The organism is Streptomyces sp. NPDC044003, from assembly GCF_056435185.1.
Genome location: NZ_JBWKFA010000004.1, coordinates 552,279 through 570,963 on the forward strand (window position 1 = coordinate 552,279; position 18,685 = coordinate 570,963).

Below are 18,685 nucleotides of genomic sequence, written 5' to 3' on the forward strand. Positions count from 1 at the left end.
CGGGCCTATGCGGACTTCAGATAGTGGTCGAGCACCCGGACGCCGAAGTGCAGGGCGTCCACGGGCACGCGCTCGTCGACGCCGTGGAAGAGCGCCCCGTAGTCGAGGCCCGGGGGCAGCCGGAGCGGCGAGAAGCCGTAGCCGGTGATGCCGAGCCGGGAGAACTGCTTGGCGTCGGTGCCGCCGGACATGGTGAACGGCACGACGTGCCCGGCCGGGTCGAAGCGCTCGACGGCGGCCCGGAGCCTGGCGAAGGTCGGCGAGTCGACCGGGGCCTCCAGGGGCACCTCGCGGTGGTGGAACTCCCACTCCACGTCGGGCCCGGTGAGCTGGTCCATGGTCGCGGCGAACTCCTCCTCGGCGCCCGGCAGCATCCGCCCGTCGACGTAGGCGACGGCCTGGCCCGGGATGACGTTGACCTTGTAACCGGCTTCGAGCATCGTCGGGTTGGCGCTGTTGCGGACGGTTGCCTCGACGAGGGCCGCGGCGGGGCCGAGCTTGTCGAGGAGGAGGTCGACGTCGAGGTCGGGGGCGCTGGTGTCGACGTCGATGCCGTACAGCGCGGCCAGTTCGGTGAGGGCGGCGCGGACGGTCGTGGTGAGGCGGACCGGCCAGGTGTGGCTGCCGATCCGGGCGACGGCCGAGGCGAGGCGGGTGACGGCGTTGGCCGTGTTCACCTTGGAGCCGTGGCCGGCCCGGCCGTGGGCGGTCAGCTTGAGCCAGGCGGTGCCCCGCTCCCCCGCCGCGATCGGATAGAGGGTAGTGCCGGGCTGCGGGTGGAAGCTGAACGCCCCGGACTCGCTGATGCCCTCCGTACAGCCCTCGAAGAGGGGAGCGTGCCGGTCGGCGAGGAAGCCGGAGCCGTCCTCGGCGCTGGCCTCCTCGTCTGCCGTGTAGGCGAGGACGATGTCCCGGCGCGGGCGGATGCCGTGCCGGGCCCAGTTGCGGACGACGGCCAGGACCATCGCGTCCATGTTCTTCATGTCGACGGCGCCGCGCCCCCACACGAGCCCGTCGCGGACCTCGCCGGAGAAGGGGTGCACGGTCCATTCGGCGGGGTCGGCGGGCACCACGTCCAGATGGCCGTGGACGAGGAGCGCCTCGGCCGAGGGGTCGGTGCCGGGGATCCTCGCCACCACGTTGGTGCGGCCGGGGGTCCGCTCCAGGAGGGTCGGTTCGATCCCTGCGTCCGCGAGCCGCTCGGCGACGTACTCGGCGGCCGGCCGCTCGCGGCAGTCGCCGCCGCCGCGGTTGGTGGTGTCGATGCGGATGAGCTCGGAGGTGAAGGTGACCACCTCGTCGAGCGCCGTCGTGTCCGGGCCCCGGACCTCCTCAGCCATACTGCTCCTCCACCGCGGCCGAGACGATGGTCGTGACCGCCTTGAACGTGCGAATTGCCTCGTACATCGTCTCGCTCGTGTACGCGACGCGCCGCTCTCCGCGCCGCGCCACGCCGGGAACCACCGTGGCGGCGGCGCCCAGGTGCTCGGCGTCGAACTCGACCTCCACGGTGAAGGGACCGCCCCGGACCGGCTCGTGCCGGACGGCGAGCGCGGCGGCGGTCTTCGCTGCGGCCCGGATGTCGGCGGCGGTCCTGGCCGGGGTGCGGCACACCGCCGCGTACCGCGAGACGTGGTCCTTGACGGCGACCTTGGGTGCCTCGGGCGCGTATCCGAGGGCGTCCTCGCAGGTCAGGTCGTCCCCGGTGACGAGGACGACGGGCACGCCGTACTCCGCGACCACATGGGCGTTGAGCACGCCCTCGCTCGCCCGCTCGCCGTTGAGCCAGACCCCGGTGATGGAGTTGGCGAGGTAGGTGTGCGCGAGGACCCCCTCGGCTCCGGCGCCGGTGTGGTAGCCGACGAAGGCGATGCCGTCGACGTCCCCGTGCTGCACGCCCTCCACCATCGAGAGGGACTTGTGCCGCCCGGTGAGCATCTCGGCCCGCTCGTCGAGCTGCTCCAGGAGCAGGTTCCGCATGGACCAGTGCGCCTCGTTGATGAGGACCTCGTCCGCGCCGCCGTCGAAGAAGCCGAGCACGGCGGCGTTCACGTCGGAGGTGAACATCGCGCGGCACCGCTCCCACTGGGGCGTGCCGGGCAGCACGTCGGCGGGCCAGGTCACACCGGTCGCGCCCTCCATGTCGGCGCTGATGAGGATCTTCATGCCTGGCACCGTACGCGCCGCCCGGCCGCCCTACCACCCCTGTGGATAACCGCCGTTGGAGTGGACCTCTGGCACCCATCGGACGGCGGTACGGATCATCGGGCCGGTTCCGGATACCGCCTGGGGTCCTCCTCCGCGAACCGGCGCAGCGCGGCGGCGGCCCGCCGCTCGGGCCGGGTGCCGTCGTCGGGGAGCCGCCACAGGTACTGCCGCGGCTGGACGTCCGGCGCGCCGCCGGCGGTCGGGGGCAGGTCGTCGTAGGTGATCACGGTGGTGTCCGGGTCGCCGAACTCCGTGCTCGACCACCCCGGCCGCAGGCCCCAGCGGGCGAGGAGGCCGGGCCGCTCGCGCAGCCCCCGGGCGATCAGCCGGGCGGTGTCCCGGGCCGGCCAGCTCCAGCCCCGGTCCTGCTCGGCCCGGGTGACCTCCGTGTCGTACGCGGCGGCGTCGAAGCGGAGGACGGGGAGGTCGGGCAGGTCGCGCGGGGCCCCGGGCCTGCTCCAGTCGCCCCACACGACGTGCGGGCCCTCGCGGCGCACGGTGACGTAGAGGGCGCCGCAGCAGCCCTCGGTGCAGTACGCCTCGGCGAGCCGGACCTCGCGGGGCTCCGCTCCGGCGCGCAGGGCACCGGTGTCGAGGAGCCGTTCGGGCGCGTCGCCGGGCCCCCGGCCGAACGCCCAGGGGACGAGGGGCCGGCCGTCGACCAGGAAGCGGGTCTCGACGGCGTCCGGGTCGCCGGGGTCGGCGACGGCGACCTCGATGCGCAGCCGGGGTGCCCCGGCCGGCTCCCGGGCCGCGAGGGCCGCGCGGAGGCGGGGTGCCGTGCGGCGGATCCACGCGGCCCGCTGCCGGGTGCGGGGGTCGGCATCGCCCTCGTCCTCCTCCGGCTGCTCGCCGGCGGCGGCGAGCAGCGCACCGAGGACCGCCTCGCGCCGGCCGGGCGCCCAGTCGAGGAGCTGCGAGGCGCCGCTGTGCAGGTCGAGGGCGAGTGACAGCAGCCGGGCCTGCCGGTCGAGGTCGGTCACGGGGCCCGCCACGCGCGCGGTGATCGCCTCGTACAGCTCCCTGGCGTCCTCGTACCGCAGCAGCGCGGTCGTGTAGTCGCGGCGGCTGGTCATCCGGGTCAGCAGGAGTACGGCCTGCGCAAGCAGCTCGGGGTCCTGGGGGTGTGCCCGGAGGAGGGCGTGGAGCCCGGTGGACTCCGCGATCCACCGCGCCTGTTCGGGGCCGACGTCCCGGGACGTGCGGGCCGGCACCGCCACGACGAGGTCGCGGAGCTCGCCCGTACGGCCGGAGAGGAGGGCCTCCACGAGGGCGCGCTGCGCGGCTCCCCGCGCGCGGTGGGCCAGGCTGACCGTCGCGGCGGCCTGCCGGTCCAGCGGTGCGAGGGCCTCGACGGCGGCGCTGTCGAGTGCGGTGAGCAGCCCGAGGTCGCGCAGGTACGGCACGTCCTCGGGTTCCCCGTACCGGCTCAGCAGCCCGAGGCCGCCGGCCACGCCGACGAGGGTGGTACCGGTCCGGACGAGGAGGCGGCCGAGGGCGCGGGCGGCCGGTGCGTCGGGATGTTCGAGGGTCGCGGCGGCCCGGAGGACGGTCCGGTGGCGGACCCCGGTGGCCACGAGGGCGCTTTCCGGGTCGGTGCCGGGTCCGTTGATCAGGCGGCGGAGGGCGTCCGTCACGCGGGCGTGTGCCTCGCCGGGGCGGGTGCCGGGGCCGCGGAGGCGTTTCGTGCGTGCGCTGTCGGGGAGGGGGTGGCCGCCCCTGGGGACGGGTACGCCGCGCAGACCGCGGGCGTGGTCGGACAGGGCGGGGGCGAGCGTCGAGCGCTCGTACGAGGCGCTCACCGCGCGGGGTGGAGCTCGATTCCGTAGGTCATGGAGGCATGCTGTCCTGACTGCCGCCCCACGCGCCACCCGTTTGGCGTCCTCCGAATCGGACGAACCCTTGCCAAGGGGTGCGTATAGGCTGTCTCAGTTGTCGTTCCCGACCTTCCGGAGAGCTCTCGGTGACCATCGCCTTCACCCCGTCCGAAACCACGCCCGTCATGGCCGAGGAGCCGGAGTTCTGGGAGCCCTCGGCTCCCGAGCCCCAGGGCGCGCAGGGCGTCCAGGACACCCCGGAGGAGGAGGACGACGACCACGGCCGGGACCACGACCCCGTCGTCGTCCGTGACGCCCAGGACTTCGGGGTCTACGCGCGGACCGGCGGCTGGACCTTCGCCCTGAAGGTGGCCCGGAGCGTGCGGCCGGGCGGCCAGCCCGCCGAGGGGACGGCCCGGACGAAGGTCTCCGCGAAGGCCTTCGCGGAGCTCGCGGGGTGCTCGCCCGAGCGGGTCATGCGCTACTACAAGGCCTGGGACATGGCGGCCGACGACGGTCTGGTCCCGCAGTTCGAGGTGCTGGTCCCGGGCGAGGACATCGAACTGCCGGACGCGGACGTCTGGCTGTCGTACTACACCTCCCGCAACAGCGCGTCCTCCGTGCGCGGTCAGGCGATCACCGCGGCGGCCGAGGCGGAGGGCATCCGGCCGACGAAGGCGCTGGAGGTCGCGGAGAACCCGACCGCGCTGCGGGCGGCGATCCTCGCCGACCCCGGGACGGCGGAGGCCGCGCGCGGGGCGCTGCTCGACCGGATGAAGGAGGACCCGGCCCTCCAGACGGAGATGGCCCGGGCCTTCGCCCGCACCGACGGCCTGAAGAAGGCGGTGGCGAACGAGGCGAAGGCGGCCGACCGCATCGGGTACGTGCGCCAGATCGTCGAGAACGGCCAGATCAAGACCCCCGCCGGGCAGACCGTGGAGGCCCCGGCCGAGCTGCGGGCCGAGGCCGAGCGGCACCTGTCGCTCCTCGACGAGCTGGACGACTCGGAGGAGGCGGGCGAGTGGGCCGGCGAGGCCTACGACACGGTGAAGGGCCTGGTCGCCAAGGCGGTCGAGGACGATCCGGCGCTGCGCGTCCAGGAGCGGCGGACGAAGTTCTACAACAGCCTGCAGAAGGCGACGAAGGTCTTCGAGGAGCTGACGCTCGACGAGGTGATGGAGGAGGACATCTACGAGGCGGACATGCTCCAGCGCCTCGAAGCCCTCCAGGAGGCGATCGGCACCTGCATCAGCGCGCTGCGCAGGGCGACGACCGCCTCCGACTGATCCGGTCAGTCCTCGTGGCCGAGCTGGAGGTCGCGCTCGGTGCGGCCGCCGCCGGCCACCTGGAGGACGGTGGCGACGGGCGGGTACCCGGCGGCGATGACCGTGTACTCGCCCGAGGACAGGTCGATGAAGCGGAAGGTGCCGTCGGTGCCGGTGGTGAGGGTGTCGACGACGTTGCCCGCGGCGTCGAGGAGGGTGACCCGGGCGTCCTCCACGGGCCGCCCTCCCCCGGCCCGCACGGTGCCGCGCAGTACCGCGCCGCCGGCCAGTTCGATGTCCTGGCGGGTCTCGCGGGAGGACTGGACGCTCACGGGGAGCGCGGCGGGCCGGAAGGCGGGGGCGCTGACGGCGAGCGTGTACTCGCCCGCGACGAGTTCGCCGATGACGTACCCGCCCTCGCGTCCGCTGCGGGTGGAGGCGACGACCTCGCCGCGCACGTCGGTGAGGGTGACGGCCGCGTCACGCACGGGCGTGCCGTCGGCGGTGACGACGCTGCCCGCGAGCCGTCCGGCGCCGCCGAGGACGACGTCGAGCTCCACCGGCCGGTCGCCGACGGTGACGGAGACGGCCTGCGGCTGGTGGCCGCCGGCCGCGGCGATCAGGACGTACGCGCCGCCGCCGGGGACGCTCAGGGCGTACCGGCCGTCCTCGCCGCTCGCGCCGCGGCCGACCTGGCGGCCCTGGACGTCGATGAGGGTGAGCGCGGCCCGGGGGACACGGCTGCCGTCGTGGTGCTGGACGGTGCCGCAGACGGGCACACCGGAGTGCGGAGGGGTCGCGGCGGCCGGGGCGGGGGCGGCGTGGCGGGCGTGCGGCACGCCCTGGGCGGCGGTGTCGAAGGTGATGTCGGTGGCCTCGGTGAGGGGGCTGTGGTGGGACACCAGCGGTTTCTCCTTGAGGAAGAAGGCGAGGACGAGGCCGAGTACGAGGACCGGCACGAGGTAGAGGAAGATCCGCGGCATCGCGTCCGCGTACGCCTGGATGTACGCGTCGCGCAGGGCGGGCGGCAGGGTGTGGACGGTCCCCGGGGTGATCGACTCGGCCGGCGGCAGGTGCACGGAGCCCTGCGCGGGGACGCGGGCGAGCCGGTCGCCGAGGGCGTCGTCGAGCCGGGAGGCGAAGAGGGTGCCGAAGACGGCGGCGCCGACGCTGCCGCCGATCTGGCGGAAGTAGTTGTGGGCGCTGGTGGCGGTGCCGAGGTCGGCGGGGCGGACGGAGTTCTGCACGGCGAGCACGAGCACCGGCATGACGAGGCCGATGCCGGTGCCGAGGACGGCCTGCCAGAGGCTGTGCTGGAGGCGCGGGGTGTCGGTGTCCATGCGGGAGAGCAGCCACATGCCGAGGACGGAGACGGCGCCGCCGATCACCGGGTAGATCTTGTAGTGGCCGGTGCGGCTGATGAGCTGGCCGGAGACGACGGAGGCGATGACGATGCCGCCCATGAGCGGCAGCATCAGGAGGCCGGACTCGGTGGCGCTGGCGCCCTCGACCATCTGCAGGAAGCTGGGGAGGTAGCTGGCGGCGCCGAAGAGCGCGATGCCGACGACGGCGCCGACGAGGGCGGTGACGGTGAAGACGGAGTCGCGGAACAGCCGCAGCGGGATGAGGGGTTCGGGCGCGAAGTGCTCGACGACCAGGAAGAGCAGGGTCGTTGCGGCGGCTCCGCCGGCCAGGGCGAGGATGACGCGGGAGTTCCAGGCGTACTCGGTGCCGCCCCAGCTCGTCAGGAGGACGAGGCAGGTGGAGGCGGCGGCGAGGAGCAGTGCGCCGAGGACGTCGAAGCGCGCGCGTGCGGTGGGCTTCGGTAGCTTGAGGACGGCGGCGACGACGGCGAGGGTGACGAGCCCGAAGGGCACGTTGAAGTAGAAGCACCAGCGCCAGGAGACGTGGTCGGTGAAGAAGCCGCCGAGCAGTGGTCCCGCGACGGAGGCGAGGCCGAAGGCGGCGCCGATCAGTCCCATGTAGCGGCCGCGTTCCCGGGCGGGGACGATGTCGGCGATGATCGCCTGGACGCCGATCATGAGGCCGCCGGCGCCGATGCCCTGGACGGCGCGGAAGGCGATGAGCTGGTCCATCGTGCGGGACCAGCCGGCGAGGCCGGAGCCGATGACGAAGACGACGATCGCGAAGAGGAAGACGCCCTTGCGGCCGAGGAGGTCGCCGAGCTTTCCGTAGACCGGCAGGCCGATGGTGGAGGTCAGCAGGTAGGCGGTGATCGCCCAGGACATCCGGTCCAGGCCCTGGAGTTCGCCGACGATCTTCGGCAGGGCGGTGGCGACGATCATCTGCTCCAGCGCGGCGAGGAGCAGCGCGAGCATGAGGCCGCAGAAGACGAGCCGGACGCGGCGGGGGTCGAGGCCGGCGGGCCCCGGTCCGGCCGGTGGGGCGGGGTCGGTGGGTGGAGTGTCCAGGGGTTCCGTGTCCCCCGTGGCGTCCTCGACGCCTTTCACCATCGTGATCGCACCCACGTGCCTGCTCCCCTCGTCGCGGCGTCTGCGCCGCGCCATTCTTCGCATTGCGCGCGAAGGGGGAGCAAGTCGGGCGGTACGGGAGGACAGTGGCGCGCCGGGGGGTGAACGTCCCTGCACTACGGCGCACTTGGGTCGCTCATCAGCGCGTTTACGAGAAGGCCCGCGCCCCCCGGTACGCGGTTGCGCGGGTACGGGGGCGCGGGCGATCCACTCGAATCGGTGAACGCTCCGGGCGTTACTTCTCGACCTCGTCCGCCAGCTTGGCGAGGAGGGCGTCGTAGATGCGGCCGAGCCCCTTGGGCGCGAAGGTCTTCTCGAAGAAGCCGCCGATGCCGCCGGCGCCGTTCCAGACGGTGCTCACGACGGCGCGGGACTTGCCCTCACCGGCGGGGGTCACGGTCCAGGTGGTGACCATGGAGGAGTTGCGGTCCTTCTCGACGAGCTGCCCGTCGGTGGGCTCGGTGACCTCCAGGAGGCAGTCGCGGACGCGCTTGCTGGTGGCCTGGAGCTTCCAGTGGACGAGGGTGCCCTCGCCGTCGCCGCCCTCGCGCACCTCGTACTCACTGAAGTGCTCGGGGAGCACCTTCGCGCGCGTACCGCTGTAGTCGGCCAGCGCGTCGAACACCGTCTCCGCGTCGGCGGCGATGATCCGTTCGGTGGTGGCCTCGACCTGCGCCATGGACTTCCTCCAGCTCGTGCTTCCTCAGGGGTGTGGGCCAAGCGAACCACGTGGGCTCCGAGGGGAGAAATCCGGGTTGCAACGATCATGGGAACAGGTGTTCTATTCTGAGCGAACGGCCGAGGCAGAGCCACCGAGGAGGCGCCCATGCGCTGGGACAATCTGGGCGACACCCCCGCCGCCCCCGCCGACATCGCCCTGTTCGGCACGGACGCGGTCACCACCCGCACCTTCGACACCCCCGAGTTCCGGGGCATCACCTTCCACGAGGTCCGGGCCCGCTCGATCCTGAACCGGGTGCCCGGCGCCTCCCGGATGCCGTTCGAGTGGACGGTCAACCCGTACCGCGGCTGCACGCACGCGTGTGTGTACTGCTTCGCCCGCAGGACCCACAGCTATCTCGACCTCGACACCGGCCTCGGCTTCGACTCCCAGATCGTCGTCAAGATCAACGCCCCGGAGCTGCTCGCCCGGCAGCTGGCCTCCGCGCGCTGGCAGGGCGCGCACATCGCCATGGGCACCAATGTCGACTGCTACCAGCGCGCCGAGGGCCGCTACCGGCTGATGCCGGGCATCCTCACCGCGCTGCGGGACCGGGCCAACCCCTTCTCGATCCTCACGAAGGGCACCCTGATCCTGCGCGATCTGGAGCTCCTCACCGAGGCCGCCCGGGTCACCGAGGTCGGCATCTCCGTCTCCGTCGGCTTCACCGACCAGGAGCTCTGGCGGACGATCGAGCCCGGCACCCCCTCGCCGCAGCGGCGCCTCGACGTCGTCCGCACCCTCGGCGAGCACGGCATCGACTGCGGGGTCCTGATGGCACCCGTGGTGCCCTTCCTCGGCGACCGGCCCGAGCAGCTGCGCGCGACGGTCCGCGCGATCGCCGAGGCCGGCGCGAGCTCGGTCACCCCGCTCGTGCTGCACCTGCGGCCGGGCGCCCGCGAGTGGTTCATGGCCTGGCTGCGCGAGCACCACCCGGGCCTGGTGCGGCGGTACGAGCGGATGTACGCGGACGGGGCCTACGCACCGACCTGGTACCAGCGCCGGATCACCCGTCAGGTGCACGAGCTGGCTGCCGAGTTCGGCATCGGGCCCGCCCACCGGGGAGCGGCGCGCCGGATCCCCGTACCGGAGGAGCCCTCCCTGGCGGCCGCCCCGGAGCAGCTCACCCTCCTCTGAGAGCCTTTTCCGATCGTCGGACCGGTCACCTGACACGCCGTCGGATCGCCCTCCGTTCGGGTCAACTCTCGGCGAAACAGGTCCCCTCGGCGCCGGTTCGGGACACAAACGCCCTATGACCCCACGCGCAGGAATGCTGATCGCCGCTGGAGCGCTGGTCGCCGGGACGGTCACCGTCCTGCCCGCCGCCCCCGCGGGCGCCGGTGAACCGACCCCCCGACCGCTCCCCCCGCTCACCTGGACGGACTGCGCCTCGAAGGCGTACCCCAGGCTCCAGTGCGCCACCCTGAAGGTGCCGCTCAACCACGACGACCCGGCCGGACGCAGGATCACCCTCGCCCTGACCCGGGTCCCGCACACCGCGAAGACCTTCCAGGGCCCGCTGCTCGTGAACCCGGGCGGGCCCGGCGGCAGCGGGCGCGGCATGGCCGGGTACGTGGCGGCCTCACTGCCCGCGAAGGTGGCCGCCGAGTACGACGTGATCGGCTTCGACCCGCGCGGGGTCGGCAAGAGCGAGCCCGCGCTCGACTGCAAGCCCGGCCACTTCGCACCGGTGCGGGCGGACTCGGTGCCGACCGGGGCCGCGGCCGAGCGGGCGGCGATCGAGCGGGCGCAGTCCTTCGCCGACGCCTGCGGCAAGAAGTACGCGGACGTGCTGCCGTACATCGACACCGTGAGCACCGCCCGGGACCTGGACCTGATCCGCAACGCGGTCGGCGCGCAGAAGATCAACTACCTCGGCTACTCCTACGGCACCTACCTGGGCTCCGTGTACGCGCGCCTGTACCCGGACCGGGTGCGGCGGATGGCGCTCGACTCCGTCGTGAACCCCCACGGCGTCTGGTACGAGGACAACATCGCGCAGGACTACGCCTTCGACACCCGCCACAAGGACTTCATGGCCTGGGTGGCCCGGCAGAACGCCGTGTACAAGCTGGGCACCGACCCGGCGGCGGTCGAGGCCGCCTGGTATCGGATGCGCGACGAGCTGCGCGAGAACCCGGCCGGCGGCAAGGTCGGACCCGGCGAGCTGGAGGACACCTTCCTGCCGGGCGGGTACTACAACGGTTACTGGCCCCGCCTCGCGAGCGCCTTCGCGGCGTACGTCAACGACGCGGACCCGGAGCCGCTGAAGGAGGCGTACGAGCGGTACGGGGAGGCCGACGCCGCCGCCGACAACGGCTACTCGGTCTACACGAGCGTCCAGTGCCGGGACGCGGGCTGGCCCCGCGACTGGAACGTGTGGCGCAAGGACAGCTGGGACGTGCACGCGAAGGCGCCGTTCTCGACCTGGAACAACGCCTGGTACAACGCGCCCTGCGCCTTCTGGCCGGTCGAGTCCCTGACCCCGCCGGACGTCACCAACGACCAGGTGCCGCCGGTCCTCATCCTCCAGGCCACGAACGACGCGGCGACGCCGTACGAGGGCGGCGTCGCCCTGCACCGGCTGATCCGCGGCTCCAGCTTCGTCGTCGAGGAGGGCGGCGGGAACCACGGGGTGACCCTCGGCGGGAACGACTGCCTCGACGAGCACCTGGCCGCCTACCTCGCCACCGGCAAGGTCCCGCGGGGCGAGGGCGACGCCGAGGTGGACGCGGTCTGCGCCGCGCTCCCCGAGCCCGAGCCGGAGCCCGTGACCGCGGCCGCGCCGACGACCCCGGAGAAGTCCGGGAAGCGGGCCGGCGCCGTACGCGCGGAACCAGCGGGCGTCGCCCTCCACGGCCTCCTGGGCCACGTCCGCTGACGGCCTTCCGACCGCCACGGTGCCCGCGTCCCCCATGGGGTGCGGGCACTGTCAGTGGTGTGCGCGAGGATGTGGGGCATGACGAGCCACCTCACCCATGTGCCCGCCCCCGACGGCCTCGCGCCCAGCCCCCAGTACAGCCACGTCGTGTGGGGCACGGGGCGCTTCGTCGCGATATCCGGGCAGTGCGCCCTCGACGCCTCCGGGGCAGTCGTCGGGGAGGGTGACGCGGCGGCCCAGGCCCACCAGGTCTTCGCCAACCTGGAGCGCTGCCTCGCGGCGGCCGGCGCGGGCTTCGGGGACGTCGTGAAGCTGACGTACTTCGTCACGGACGTCGCCCATCTCCCGGCGGTGCGGGACGCCCGGGACGCCCACTTCGCGGGCGCGCCCCTGCCGGCGAGCTCGGCGGTGCAGGTCTCCGCACTCGTCCGGCCGGAACTGCTCGTGGAGATCGAGGCGTTCGCGCTGGTGCCGGAGCAGGCGGCGAGTGCACCCGGCGATGCGGGGGCGGAGCTCCGTTTGCTACGTTGACGCGCATGTTCCTCTTCCGTGCGTAGGAGTCGGCGATCCGACGACCGTGCCCAGCCGGGCGCGGTGTCCCGCCGTCCCCGCACGCCCAGGCGCCGCAGGCCGCTGCCCGGCGCCTCTTCCGAGGAACTCCGTCATGTCCGTGATCTCCCCTGTCCACTCCCCCGCGCCCACGTACGCCGCGGTGCTGCGGACCCCGCACGCCCGCCGTACCTTCGGTGCGGCCCTCCTGGGGCGGCTGTCCTACGGCGTCACCCCGCTCTCGCTGATCCTCTCCGTCAAGGACGGCACCGGTTCGTACGCCATGGCCGGCACGGTCATGGCCGTGTTCGGACTGACCGGTGTCCTGCTGTCGCCCGCGCGGGCCGCCCTGGTCGACCGGTTCGGGCCGCGCCGCGCCCTCGTACCCCTGGCCGCCGGGTCCGCGCTGCTGCTCGTCGCGCTCGCGGTCGCGACGGCACGGCCCGCGACCCCGCCGGTCGCCCTCGCGGTCCTGGCCGCCGCCGCGGGGGCGCTGACCCCGCCGCTCGGCCCGGTGTCGCGGGCGCTGTGGAGCGGAATGCTGACCGACCGGGATCTGCTGCGGCGCGCGTACAGCCTGGACACGGTGGCGGAGGAACTCCTCTTCGTCACGGGCCCGTTGCTGGTGGGTCTGCTCGTGCGGTACGCGTCGGCGCCGGCCGGGCTCGCGGTGAGCGCCGGACTCGTCCTGACCGGCACGCTCGCGTTCGTCACCTCGCCGGCGGTGCGCGGCGGGACCGGGGAGCGGAAGCCCGGGACGCCGGAGCAGGAGCCCGGGACGCCGGAGCGGGCCGCGGGCCGGCGGGGCGGCCCCGGGGCCGGGCTGCTGAGGGCGGCGGCCGTGGCGGCCGGGGTCGGCATGTGCCTGGGCGCCGTCGAACTCCTTGTGATCGCGTTCGCCGACGCCCACCATCGCCCCGGGGCCGTGCCGTGGGCGGCGGCGGCCCTCTCCGCGGGCAGCGCGGTGGGCGGCCTCGTGTACGGCGCCGTGCCGTGGCGGGTGCCCACCGCCGTACGCCTGTCGGCGCTGGCACTCGGCCTCGGTGCGGTTCTGGCGTCGGCGGGGCTCTCCCCGCATCCGTACGCACTGGTCGGCTGGATGGCGCTCGGCGGTCTCTTCGTGGCGCCGGCGCTCACCAGCGCCTATCTCCTGGCCGACGAGGCGGTCGGGGAGGAGAGGCGCACCCGGGCCGGCGCGTGGGTCAACACCGCGTTCAACGCGGGCACGACGGCGGCGACGGCCGGTGCGGGTCTCCTGGTGGGGCGGCTGCCGCTGTCCCTGTGCTTCGCGCTCGCCGCGCTCCCTGCGGTCCTCGCGGCGGCCGGGACCCTGGTTCCGGCCCACCGGCGTCCCACGTCAGTGGGCGTCGAGTCGCTGAAGTGACGTCCTGGCCGCGGCGCCGAGCCGGGGGTGCGGAAGGGCCGCCTCCAGGGCGGGGCGGGCCCGGGCGTCGCCCAGGGTGCCGAGGCCCTCGACGCAGGCGAGGCCGACGCGCCAGTGCGGGTCGTCGGCCCGAAGTCGCCGTCCGAGGACGGTGATCAGGGCCGGCACCGACTCGGGGGCGCCGAGCTCGGCGAGCAGCCGCACCGGCAGCAGGGCGTAGGCGACCCGGAGTTCGTTGGTGGCGAGGGCGGCCGCCGCGCGCGCGGTGCGCGGGTCGCCGAGCCGGGCCAGGGCGTGGGCGGCGGTGACGCAGCGCTCCGGGTCGCGGTGGTTGAGGAGGAGCACGAGGGCCTCGAAGGCGCGGGGGTCGCCGCCGGCACCGAGGACGTAGGCGGCGATCTCGCGGGCCCAGAGCGGCTGTCCGGGCGCGGTGAGGACGCGGTGCAGTTCCTCGCGATCCCCTGTCGCGGCGCGTTCCGAGAGTTCCGTGAATGCCGCCGGGACTTCTCCGGTGTCATTCTCGATCTCGTCCCGCAATCGATCGATCATCGAGCAGAATTCCGGATCCTCGGAGATTTCCATGAATCCGACCCTATCCGCGATCCAGATCACACTTTCCCAACTTCCCGGGACTGGCGCGCTCGTTACCGGCCGGTTAGTCTCAGGTGAGCGGGCACCACCCGCACTTCGCACGACGGCCTGGTGACGCAGCCGTTGTGTTCGCTTGTCGGTTCGGCAGTTTCGACGTGGCTCCGGGACAGAGTCCGTCGCTCCTTTTCCCAGGGCACCGCCCTCTTTCTCCGGGCATCGCCCTCGCTCTTTTCCGCGCCCCTTTCGTGCGCGCACTGCCCTCAGTCGTCACTCTTCCTCTGGAGTCCCCTGATGGACACCCCTCTCTCCACCATCGCCGTCGTCGGTCTCGGCACCATGGGCTCGGGCATCGCCGACGTCCTCGCCCGGGCCGGCCACGAGGTCGTCGGCATCGACATCAGCGACACCGCCGCCGCCCAGGCCGTCGCCGCCCTGGAGGCCTCCACCGCCCGCGCGGTGGCCCGCGAGCGGATCACCGAGGAGGAGCGGCAGGACGTCCTGGCCCGTTTCCGTACCTTCTCCGACCTCCAGGCGGCCGCCGGGGCCGACCTCGTGATCGAGGTCGTGCCCGAGTCGTACGAGGCGAAGCAGGAGGTCTTCCGGGCCCTGGACGGGATCGTCCGGCCCGACACGATCGTGGCCACCGGCACCAACGCCCTCTCCGTGACCCGGCTCGCCGCCGACTCGGCGCACCCCGAGCGGGTCCTCGGTCTGCACTTCTTCGCCCCGGTCCAGGCCATGAAGCTGGTCGAGGTCGTCTCCTCCGTGCTGACCGACCCGCGGGCCGTGGACGCCGTGACCCGCCTCGCGCAGGACCTCGGCAAGGAGCCGGTGGCGGTCGGGGACCGGGCCGGTTTCATCGCGGACGGCCTGCTCTTCGGCTACCTGAACCAGGCCGCCGCCATGTACGAGGCCAAGTACGCCTCCCGCGAGGACATCGACGCGGCGATGAAGCTGGGCTGCGGCCTGCCGATGGGCCCGCTGGCGCTGCTCGACCTGATCGGCGTCGACACGGCCCGTACGGTCCTCGAGGCCATGTACACGGCCTCGCACGACCGGCTGCACGCCCCCGCCCCGATCCTCAAGCAGCTCAGCGAAGCCGGTCTGACCGGCCGCAAGGCGGGCCGCGGCTTCTACACGTACGCGGCGCCGGGCTCCGGCGAGGTCGTGCGCGACGCCCTGACCCCGCTGACCTCGGCCGGGACCGGCGCGGGCCGCGAGGTCCGCTCGGTCGGCGTCGCCGGCTCGGGCACGATGGCCTCCGGCATCGCCGAGGTCTTCGCCAAGGCCGGATACACGGTCGTGCTCGCCGCCCGCTCCCAGGAGAAGGCGGACACCGCCAAGGCGCGGATCGCCAAGTCCCTGGCCCGCTCGGTCGACAAGGGCCGGATGACGGGCGAGGCCCGCGACGAGACGCTCGCCCTGATCACCCCGGCCGGCTCCCTCGACGCCTTCGCCGAGGTCGACCTGGCCGTCGAGGCGGTCGCCGAGGACCTGGAGATCAAGCAGGAGCTGTTCGCGCGGCTCGACAAGATCTGCAAGCCGGGCGCGGTGCTCGCCACCACGACCTCCTCGCTGCCCGTCATCGCCTGCGCCCGGGCCACCACGCGCCCGCAGGACGTCATCGGGATGCACTTCTTCAACCCGGCGCCGGCGATGAAGCTGGTGGAGATCGTCCGCACGGTCCTGACCGGCGACGACGTCCACGCCACCGTCCGCGAGGTCACCGCGAAGATCAGGAAGCACCCGGTGGACTGCGGCGACCGCGCCGGCTTCATCGTGAACGCGCTGCTCTTCCCGTACCTGAACAACGCGATCAAGATGGTCCAGGAGCACTACGCCTCCCTGGACGACATCGACGCGGCGATGAAGCTGGGCGGCGGCTACCCGATGGGCCCGTTCGAGCTGCTCGACGTGGTCGGCCTGGACGTCTCGCTCGCGATCGAGCAGGTGCTGCACCGCGAGTTCCGCGACCCGGGCCTCGCCCCCGCCCCGCTCCTGGAGCACCTGGTCGCGGCGGGCTGCCTCGGGCGCAAGACGGGTCGCGGCTTCCGCGAATATGCCCGACGCTGAGCCCCGCACCGCCGGCTGGGGCGGTCTGCTGAGTCCCCCGGGCACCGCCGGTGTCCCGGGGGTCTCCCCGCCCCCACCTGGGCACACTCCCACTCCGATGCAGTACGTTCGGACCATGCCCAAGGCCGCGAAGACACCCCGTGCCACGTCCCCGTCCGACGCTCCGGAGAGCACGGCGGGCACTCGTGCCGCCGCGCAGCGGCTCAAGATGCGCCGGGAGCTCGCCGCCGCGGCGATGGAGCTCTTCGCGACGAAGGGGTACGAGGCGACGACCGTCGACGAGATCGCGGCCACGGCCGGGGTCGCGCGGCGGACCTTCTTCCGGCACTTCCGTTCCAAGGAAGAGGCGATCTTCCCGGACCACGACGACACCCTCGTGCGGGCGGAGGCGGTGCTGAACGCCGCCCCGCCGCACGAGCACCCGCTCGACACGGTGTGCCGGGGCATCAAGGAAGTCATGAAGATGTACGCGGGGTCCCCCGCGGTCTCCGTGGAGCGCTACCGGCTCACCCGTGAGGTGCCGACCCTGCGCGAGCGCGAGATCGCCTCGGTGGCCCGCTACGAGCGGCTCTTCACGCGCTATCTGCTCGGGCACTTCGACGAGCGGGACCACCACGCCGGCAACGACGACCCGCTGCTCGCCGAGGTGGCCGCGTCGGCGGTCGTCACCGCCCACAACCACGTGCTGCGCCGCTGGCTGCGGGCCGGCGGCGAGGGTGACGTGGAGGCGCAGCTCGACCACGCCTTCGCGATCGTCCGGGAGACCTTCGGCACGGGCATAGGCGCCCGCCCGGCGCCCGCCGGGTCCACCACCGCCGTACCGGCCGAGCCGGCCCCGGAGCAGCCGGTGGCCGCGACCGCGTCCACGACGGGCGACGTCGTGGTCGCCGTGGCGCGTACGGACGCTCCGCTCGACGAGGTCATGCGGACCATCCAGCAGGCGCTCACGAAGCCCTGACACCTCTTCCACCAGGAGGGCCGCCCCCGATGTCCGGGGGCGGCCCTCCTTGCGTTCCCGCAGCTCACGGGCCATTTCGATCGATCATCGCTCATCCGTGACGGGCAGATTGCATCTGAGTGAAATTGTTGGCACGCAGTGCCTTGTCAGGTGACACGGCGTGCCATACGTTGATGTTGTCCGGGCGGCCGGCGCGCAGAGATCACACCTCGTGCGCCGGCTGTCCCCACCAGCCGACGGCTTGTGCGCCCGGACGCCTGCGTCACAGGCACCCTCGCGCTCCACCACACAGCGCCGCCACCGCACCACCCAGCCGAACCGACGGCACACCTCCACAGCAGCAGCACTTCCCCGCCGTAACCCCCAGGCGTCCCTCCCTCAGGACGCTCACCGCCGGAGGCAACCCGTGAAGGAAATCCTGGACGCGATCCAGTCGCCGGACTCCACGTCCGCCGATTTCGCGAACATCAAGCTCCCCGAGTCGTACCGGGCCGTCACCGTCCACAAGGACGAGGCGGAGATGTTCGCCGGAGTCGCCAGTCGCGACAAGGATCCCCGCAAGTCGCTCCACCTCGACGACGTCGCGCTCCCCGAGCTCGGCCCGGGCGAGGCCCTCGTGGCCGTCATGGCGAGCTCCGTCAACTACAACTCGGTCTGGACCTCGATCTTCGAGCCCGTCTCGACCTTCGGCTTCCTGGAGCGCTACGGGCGCCTCTCCGAGCTCACCAAGCGCCACGACCTGCCGTACCACGTCATCGGCTCCGACCTCGCGGGCGTCGTCCTGCGCACCGGCCCGGGCGTCAACGCCTGGCAGCCCGGCGACGAGGTCGTCGCGCACTGCCTCTCGGTCGAGCTGGAGTCCTCCGACGGCCACAACGACACGATGCTCGACCCCGAGCAGCGCATCTGGGGCTTCGAGACCAACTTCGGCGGCCTCGCCGAGATCGCCCTCGTCAAGTCCAACCAGCTGATGCCGAAGCCCGGCCACCTCAGCTGGGAGGAGGCGGCGGCCCCCGGCCTCGTCAACTCCACCGCCTACCGCCAGCTGGTCTCCCGCAACGGCGCCGGCATGAAGCAGGGCGACAACGTCCTCATCTGGGGCGCGAGCGGCGGACTCGGCTCGTACGCCACGCAGTTCGCCCTGGCCGGCGGCGCCAACCCGATCTGTGTCGTCTCCTCCCCCGAGAAGGCCGACATCTGCCGGTCGATGGGCGCCGAGGCGGTCATCGACCGCAACGCCGAGGGCTACAAGTTCTGGAAGGACGAGAACACCCAGGACCCGCGCGAGTGGAAGCGCTTCGGCTCCAAGATCCGTGAGCTGACCGGCGGCGAGGACATCGACATCGTCTTCGAGCACCCGGGCCGCGAGACCTTCGGCGCCTCCGTGTACGTCACCCGCAAGGGCGGCACCATCACCACCTGCGCCTCGACCTCGGGCTACATGCACCAGTACGACAACCGCTACCTGTGGATGTCGCTGAAGCGGATCATCGGCTCGCACTTCGCCAACTACCGCGAGGCGTGGGAGGCCAACCGCCTGATCGCCAAGGGCAAGATCCACCCCACCCTGTCGAAGGTCTACTCCCTGGAGGAGACCGGCCAGGCCGCCTACGACGTGCACCGCAACCTCCACCAGGGCAAGGTCGGCGTCCTCGCGCTCGCCCCGCAGGAGGGCCTGGGCGTCAGCAACCCGGAGCTCCGGGCCCAGCACATCGACGCCATCAACCGCTTCCGGAACATCTGAGG

Annotated in this window: 14 protein-coding genes; 8 read left to right on the top strand and 6 right to left on the bottom strand. The window is 73.0% G+C overall.

Translation table 11 applies throughout. The annotated features are described in order from the left end of the window. Positions 1-5: 5 nt before the first annotated feature. The 3 genes from AC07AW_RS19660 to AC07AW_RS19670 form a co-directional block, all read right to left on the bottom strand. A complete protein-coding gene (locus tag AC07AW_RS19660) occupies positions 6-1,340 on the bottom strand; it encodes a M20/M25/M40 family metallo-hydrolase (protein WP_478816745.1) in 1,335 nt (444 codons plus the stop codon). Beyond that, positions 1,333-2,166, bottom strand: coding sequence for a M55 family metallopeptidase (locus AC07AW_RS19665; protein ID WP_478816746.1), 834 nt, complete (start codon positions 2,164-2,166; stop codon positions 1,333-1,335). Before AC07AW_RS19665 ends, AC07AW_RS19660 begins: the two co-directional genes overlap by 8 nt. A gap of 95 nt (positions 2,167-2,261) precedes the next feature. Then, positions 2,262-4,010 carry a hypothetical protein gene (locus AC07AW_RS19670; protein ID WP_478816747.1) on the bottom strand — a complete coding sequence of 583 codons (1,749 nt, stop codon included), beginning with the start codon at positions 4,008-4,010 and terminating at the stop codon, positions 2,262-2,264. A gap of 161 nt (positions 4,011-4,171) precedes the next feature. Here AC07AW_RS19670 and AC07AW_RS19675 point away from each other — a divergent pair, with 161 nt between their 5' ends. Next, complete coding sequence (locus AC07AW_RS19675; protein WP_478816748.1) at positions 4,172-5,311, top strand: hypothetical protein; 1,140 nt, start codon at positions 4,172-4,174, stop codon at positions 5,309-5,311. 5 nt (positions 5,312-5,316) lie between these two features. Here AC07AW_RS19675 and AC07AW_RS19680 read toward each other — a convergent pair whose 3' ends face one another. Both AC07AW_RS19680 and AC07AW_RS19685 read right to left on the bottom strand, forming a co-directional pair. After that, positions 5,317-7,779: an MFS transporter gene (locus tag AC07AW_RS19680; protein WP_478816749.1), complete on the bottom strand. Its 2,463-nt coding sequence runs from the start codon at positions 7,777-7,779 to the stop codon at positions 5,317-5,319. A 238-nt stretch (positions 7,780-8,017) separates the two neighbouring features. Continuing rightward, complete coding sequence (locus tag AC07AW_RS19685) at positions 8,018-8,461, bottom strand: SRPBCC family protein (RefSeq protein ID WP_478816750.1); 444 nt, start codon at positions 8,459-8,461, stop codon at positions 8,018-8,020. 147 nt (positions 8,462-8,608) lie between these two features. Here AC07AW_RS19685 and AC07AW_RS19690 point away from each other — a divergent pair, with 147 nt between their 5' ends. The 4 genes from AC07AW_RS19690 (at position 8,609) to AC07AW_RS19705 (ending at position 13,317) form a co-directional block, all read left to right on the top strand. Beyond that, on the top strand, positions 8,609-9,640 hold the full coding sequence (locus tag AC07AW_RS19690) for an Rv2578c family radical SAM protein (protein ID WP_478816751.1): 1,032 nt from the start codon (positions 8,609-8,611) through the stop codon (positions 9,638-9,640). A gap of 115 nt (positions 9,641-9,755) precedes the next feature. Continuing rightward, positions 9,756-11,384, top strand: coding sequence for an alpha/beta hydrolase (locus AC07AW_RS19695; protein WP_478816752.1), 1,629 nt, complete (start codon positions 9,756-9,758; stop codon positions 11,382-11,384). A 78-nt stretch (positions 11,385-11,462) separates the two neighbouring features. Next, on the top strand, positions 11,463-11,915 hold the full coding sequence (locus AC07AW_RS19700) for a RidA family protein (protein WP_478816753.1): 453 nt from the start codon (positions 11,463-11,465) through the stop codon (positions 11,913-11,915). A 133-nt stretch (positions 11,916-12,048) separates the two neighbouring features. After that, positions 12,049-13,317 (top strand): MFS transporter, encoded by a 1,269-nt coding sequence (locus AC07AW_RS19705; RefSeq protein WP_478816754.1) that lies wholly within the window; start codon positions 12,049-12,051, stop codon positions 13,315-13,317. Here the strand turns inward: AC07AW_RS19705 and AC07AW_RS19710 are convergent. After that, the gene (locus tag AC07AW_RS19710) at positions 13,291-13,899 is read right to left on the bottom strand and encodes a HEAT repeat domain-containing protein (RefSeq protein WP_478816755.1); all 609 of its coding nucleotides are present in this window, start codon (positions 13,897-13,899) and stop codon (positions 13,291-13,293) included. The two genes, AC07AW_RS19705 and AC07AW_RS19710, sit on opposite strands and share 27 nt — an antisense overlap. A gap of 300 nt (positions 13,900-14,199) precedes the next feature. Here AC07AW_RS19710 and AC07AW_RS19715 point away from each other — a divergent pair, with 300 nt between their 5' ends. From AC07AW_RS19715 to ccrA, 3 genes are all read left to right on the top strand, one after another. Next, entirely contained in the window at positions 14,200-15,981 is a 1,782-nt protein-coding gene (locus tag AC07AW_RS19715; RefSeq protein ID WP_478816756.1) for a 3-hydroxyacyl-CoA dehydrogenase family protein, read from the top strand. Between the two features lie 115 nt (positions 15,982-16,096). Then, positions 16,097-16,939 (top strand): TetR family transcriptional regulator, encoded by an 843-nt coding sequence (locus tag AC07AW_RS19720; RefSeq protein ID WP_478816757.1) that lies wholly within the window; start codon positions 16,097-16,099, stop codon positions 16,937-16,939. A gap of 406 nt (positions 16,940-17,345) precedes the next feature. Next, entirely contained in the window at positions 17,346-18,683 is a 1,338-nt protein-coding gene (gene ccrA, locus AC07AW_RS19725; protein WP_392156306.1) for a crotonyl-CoA carboxylase/reductase, read from the top strand. Positions 18,684-18,685: the final 2 nt, after the last annotated feature.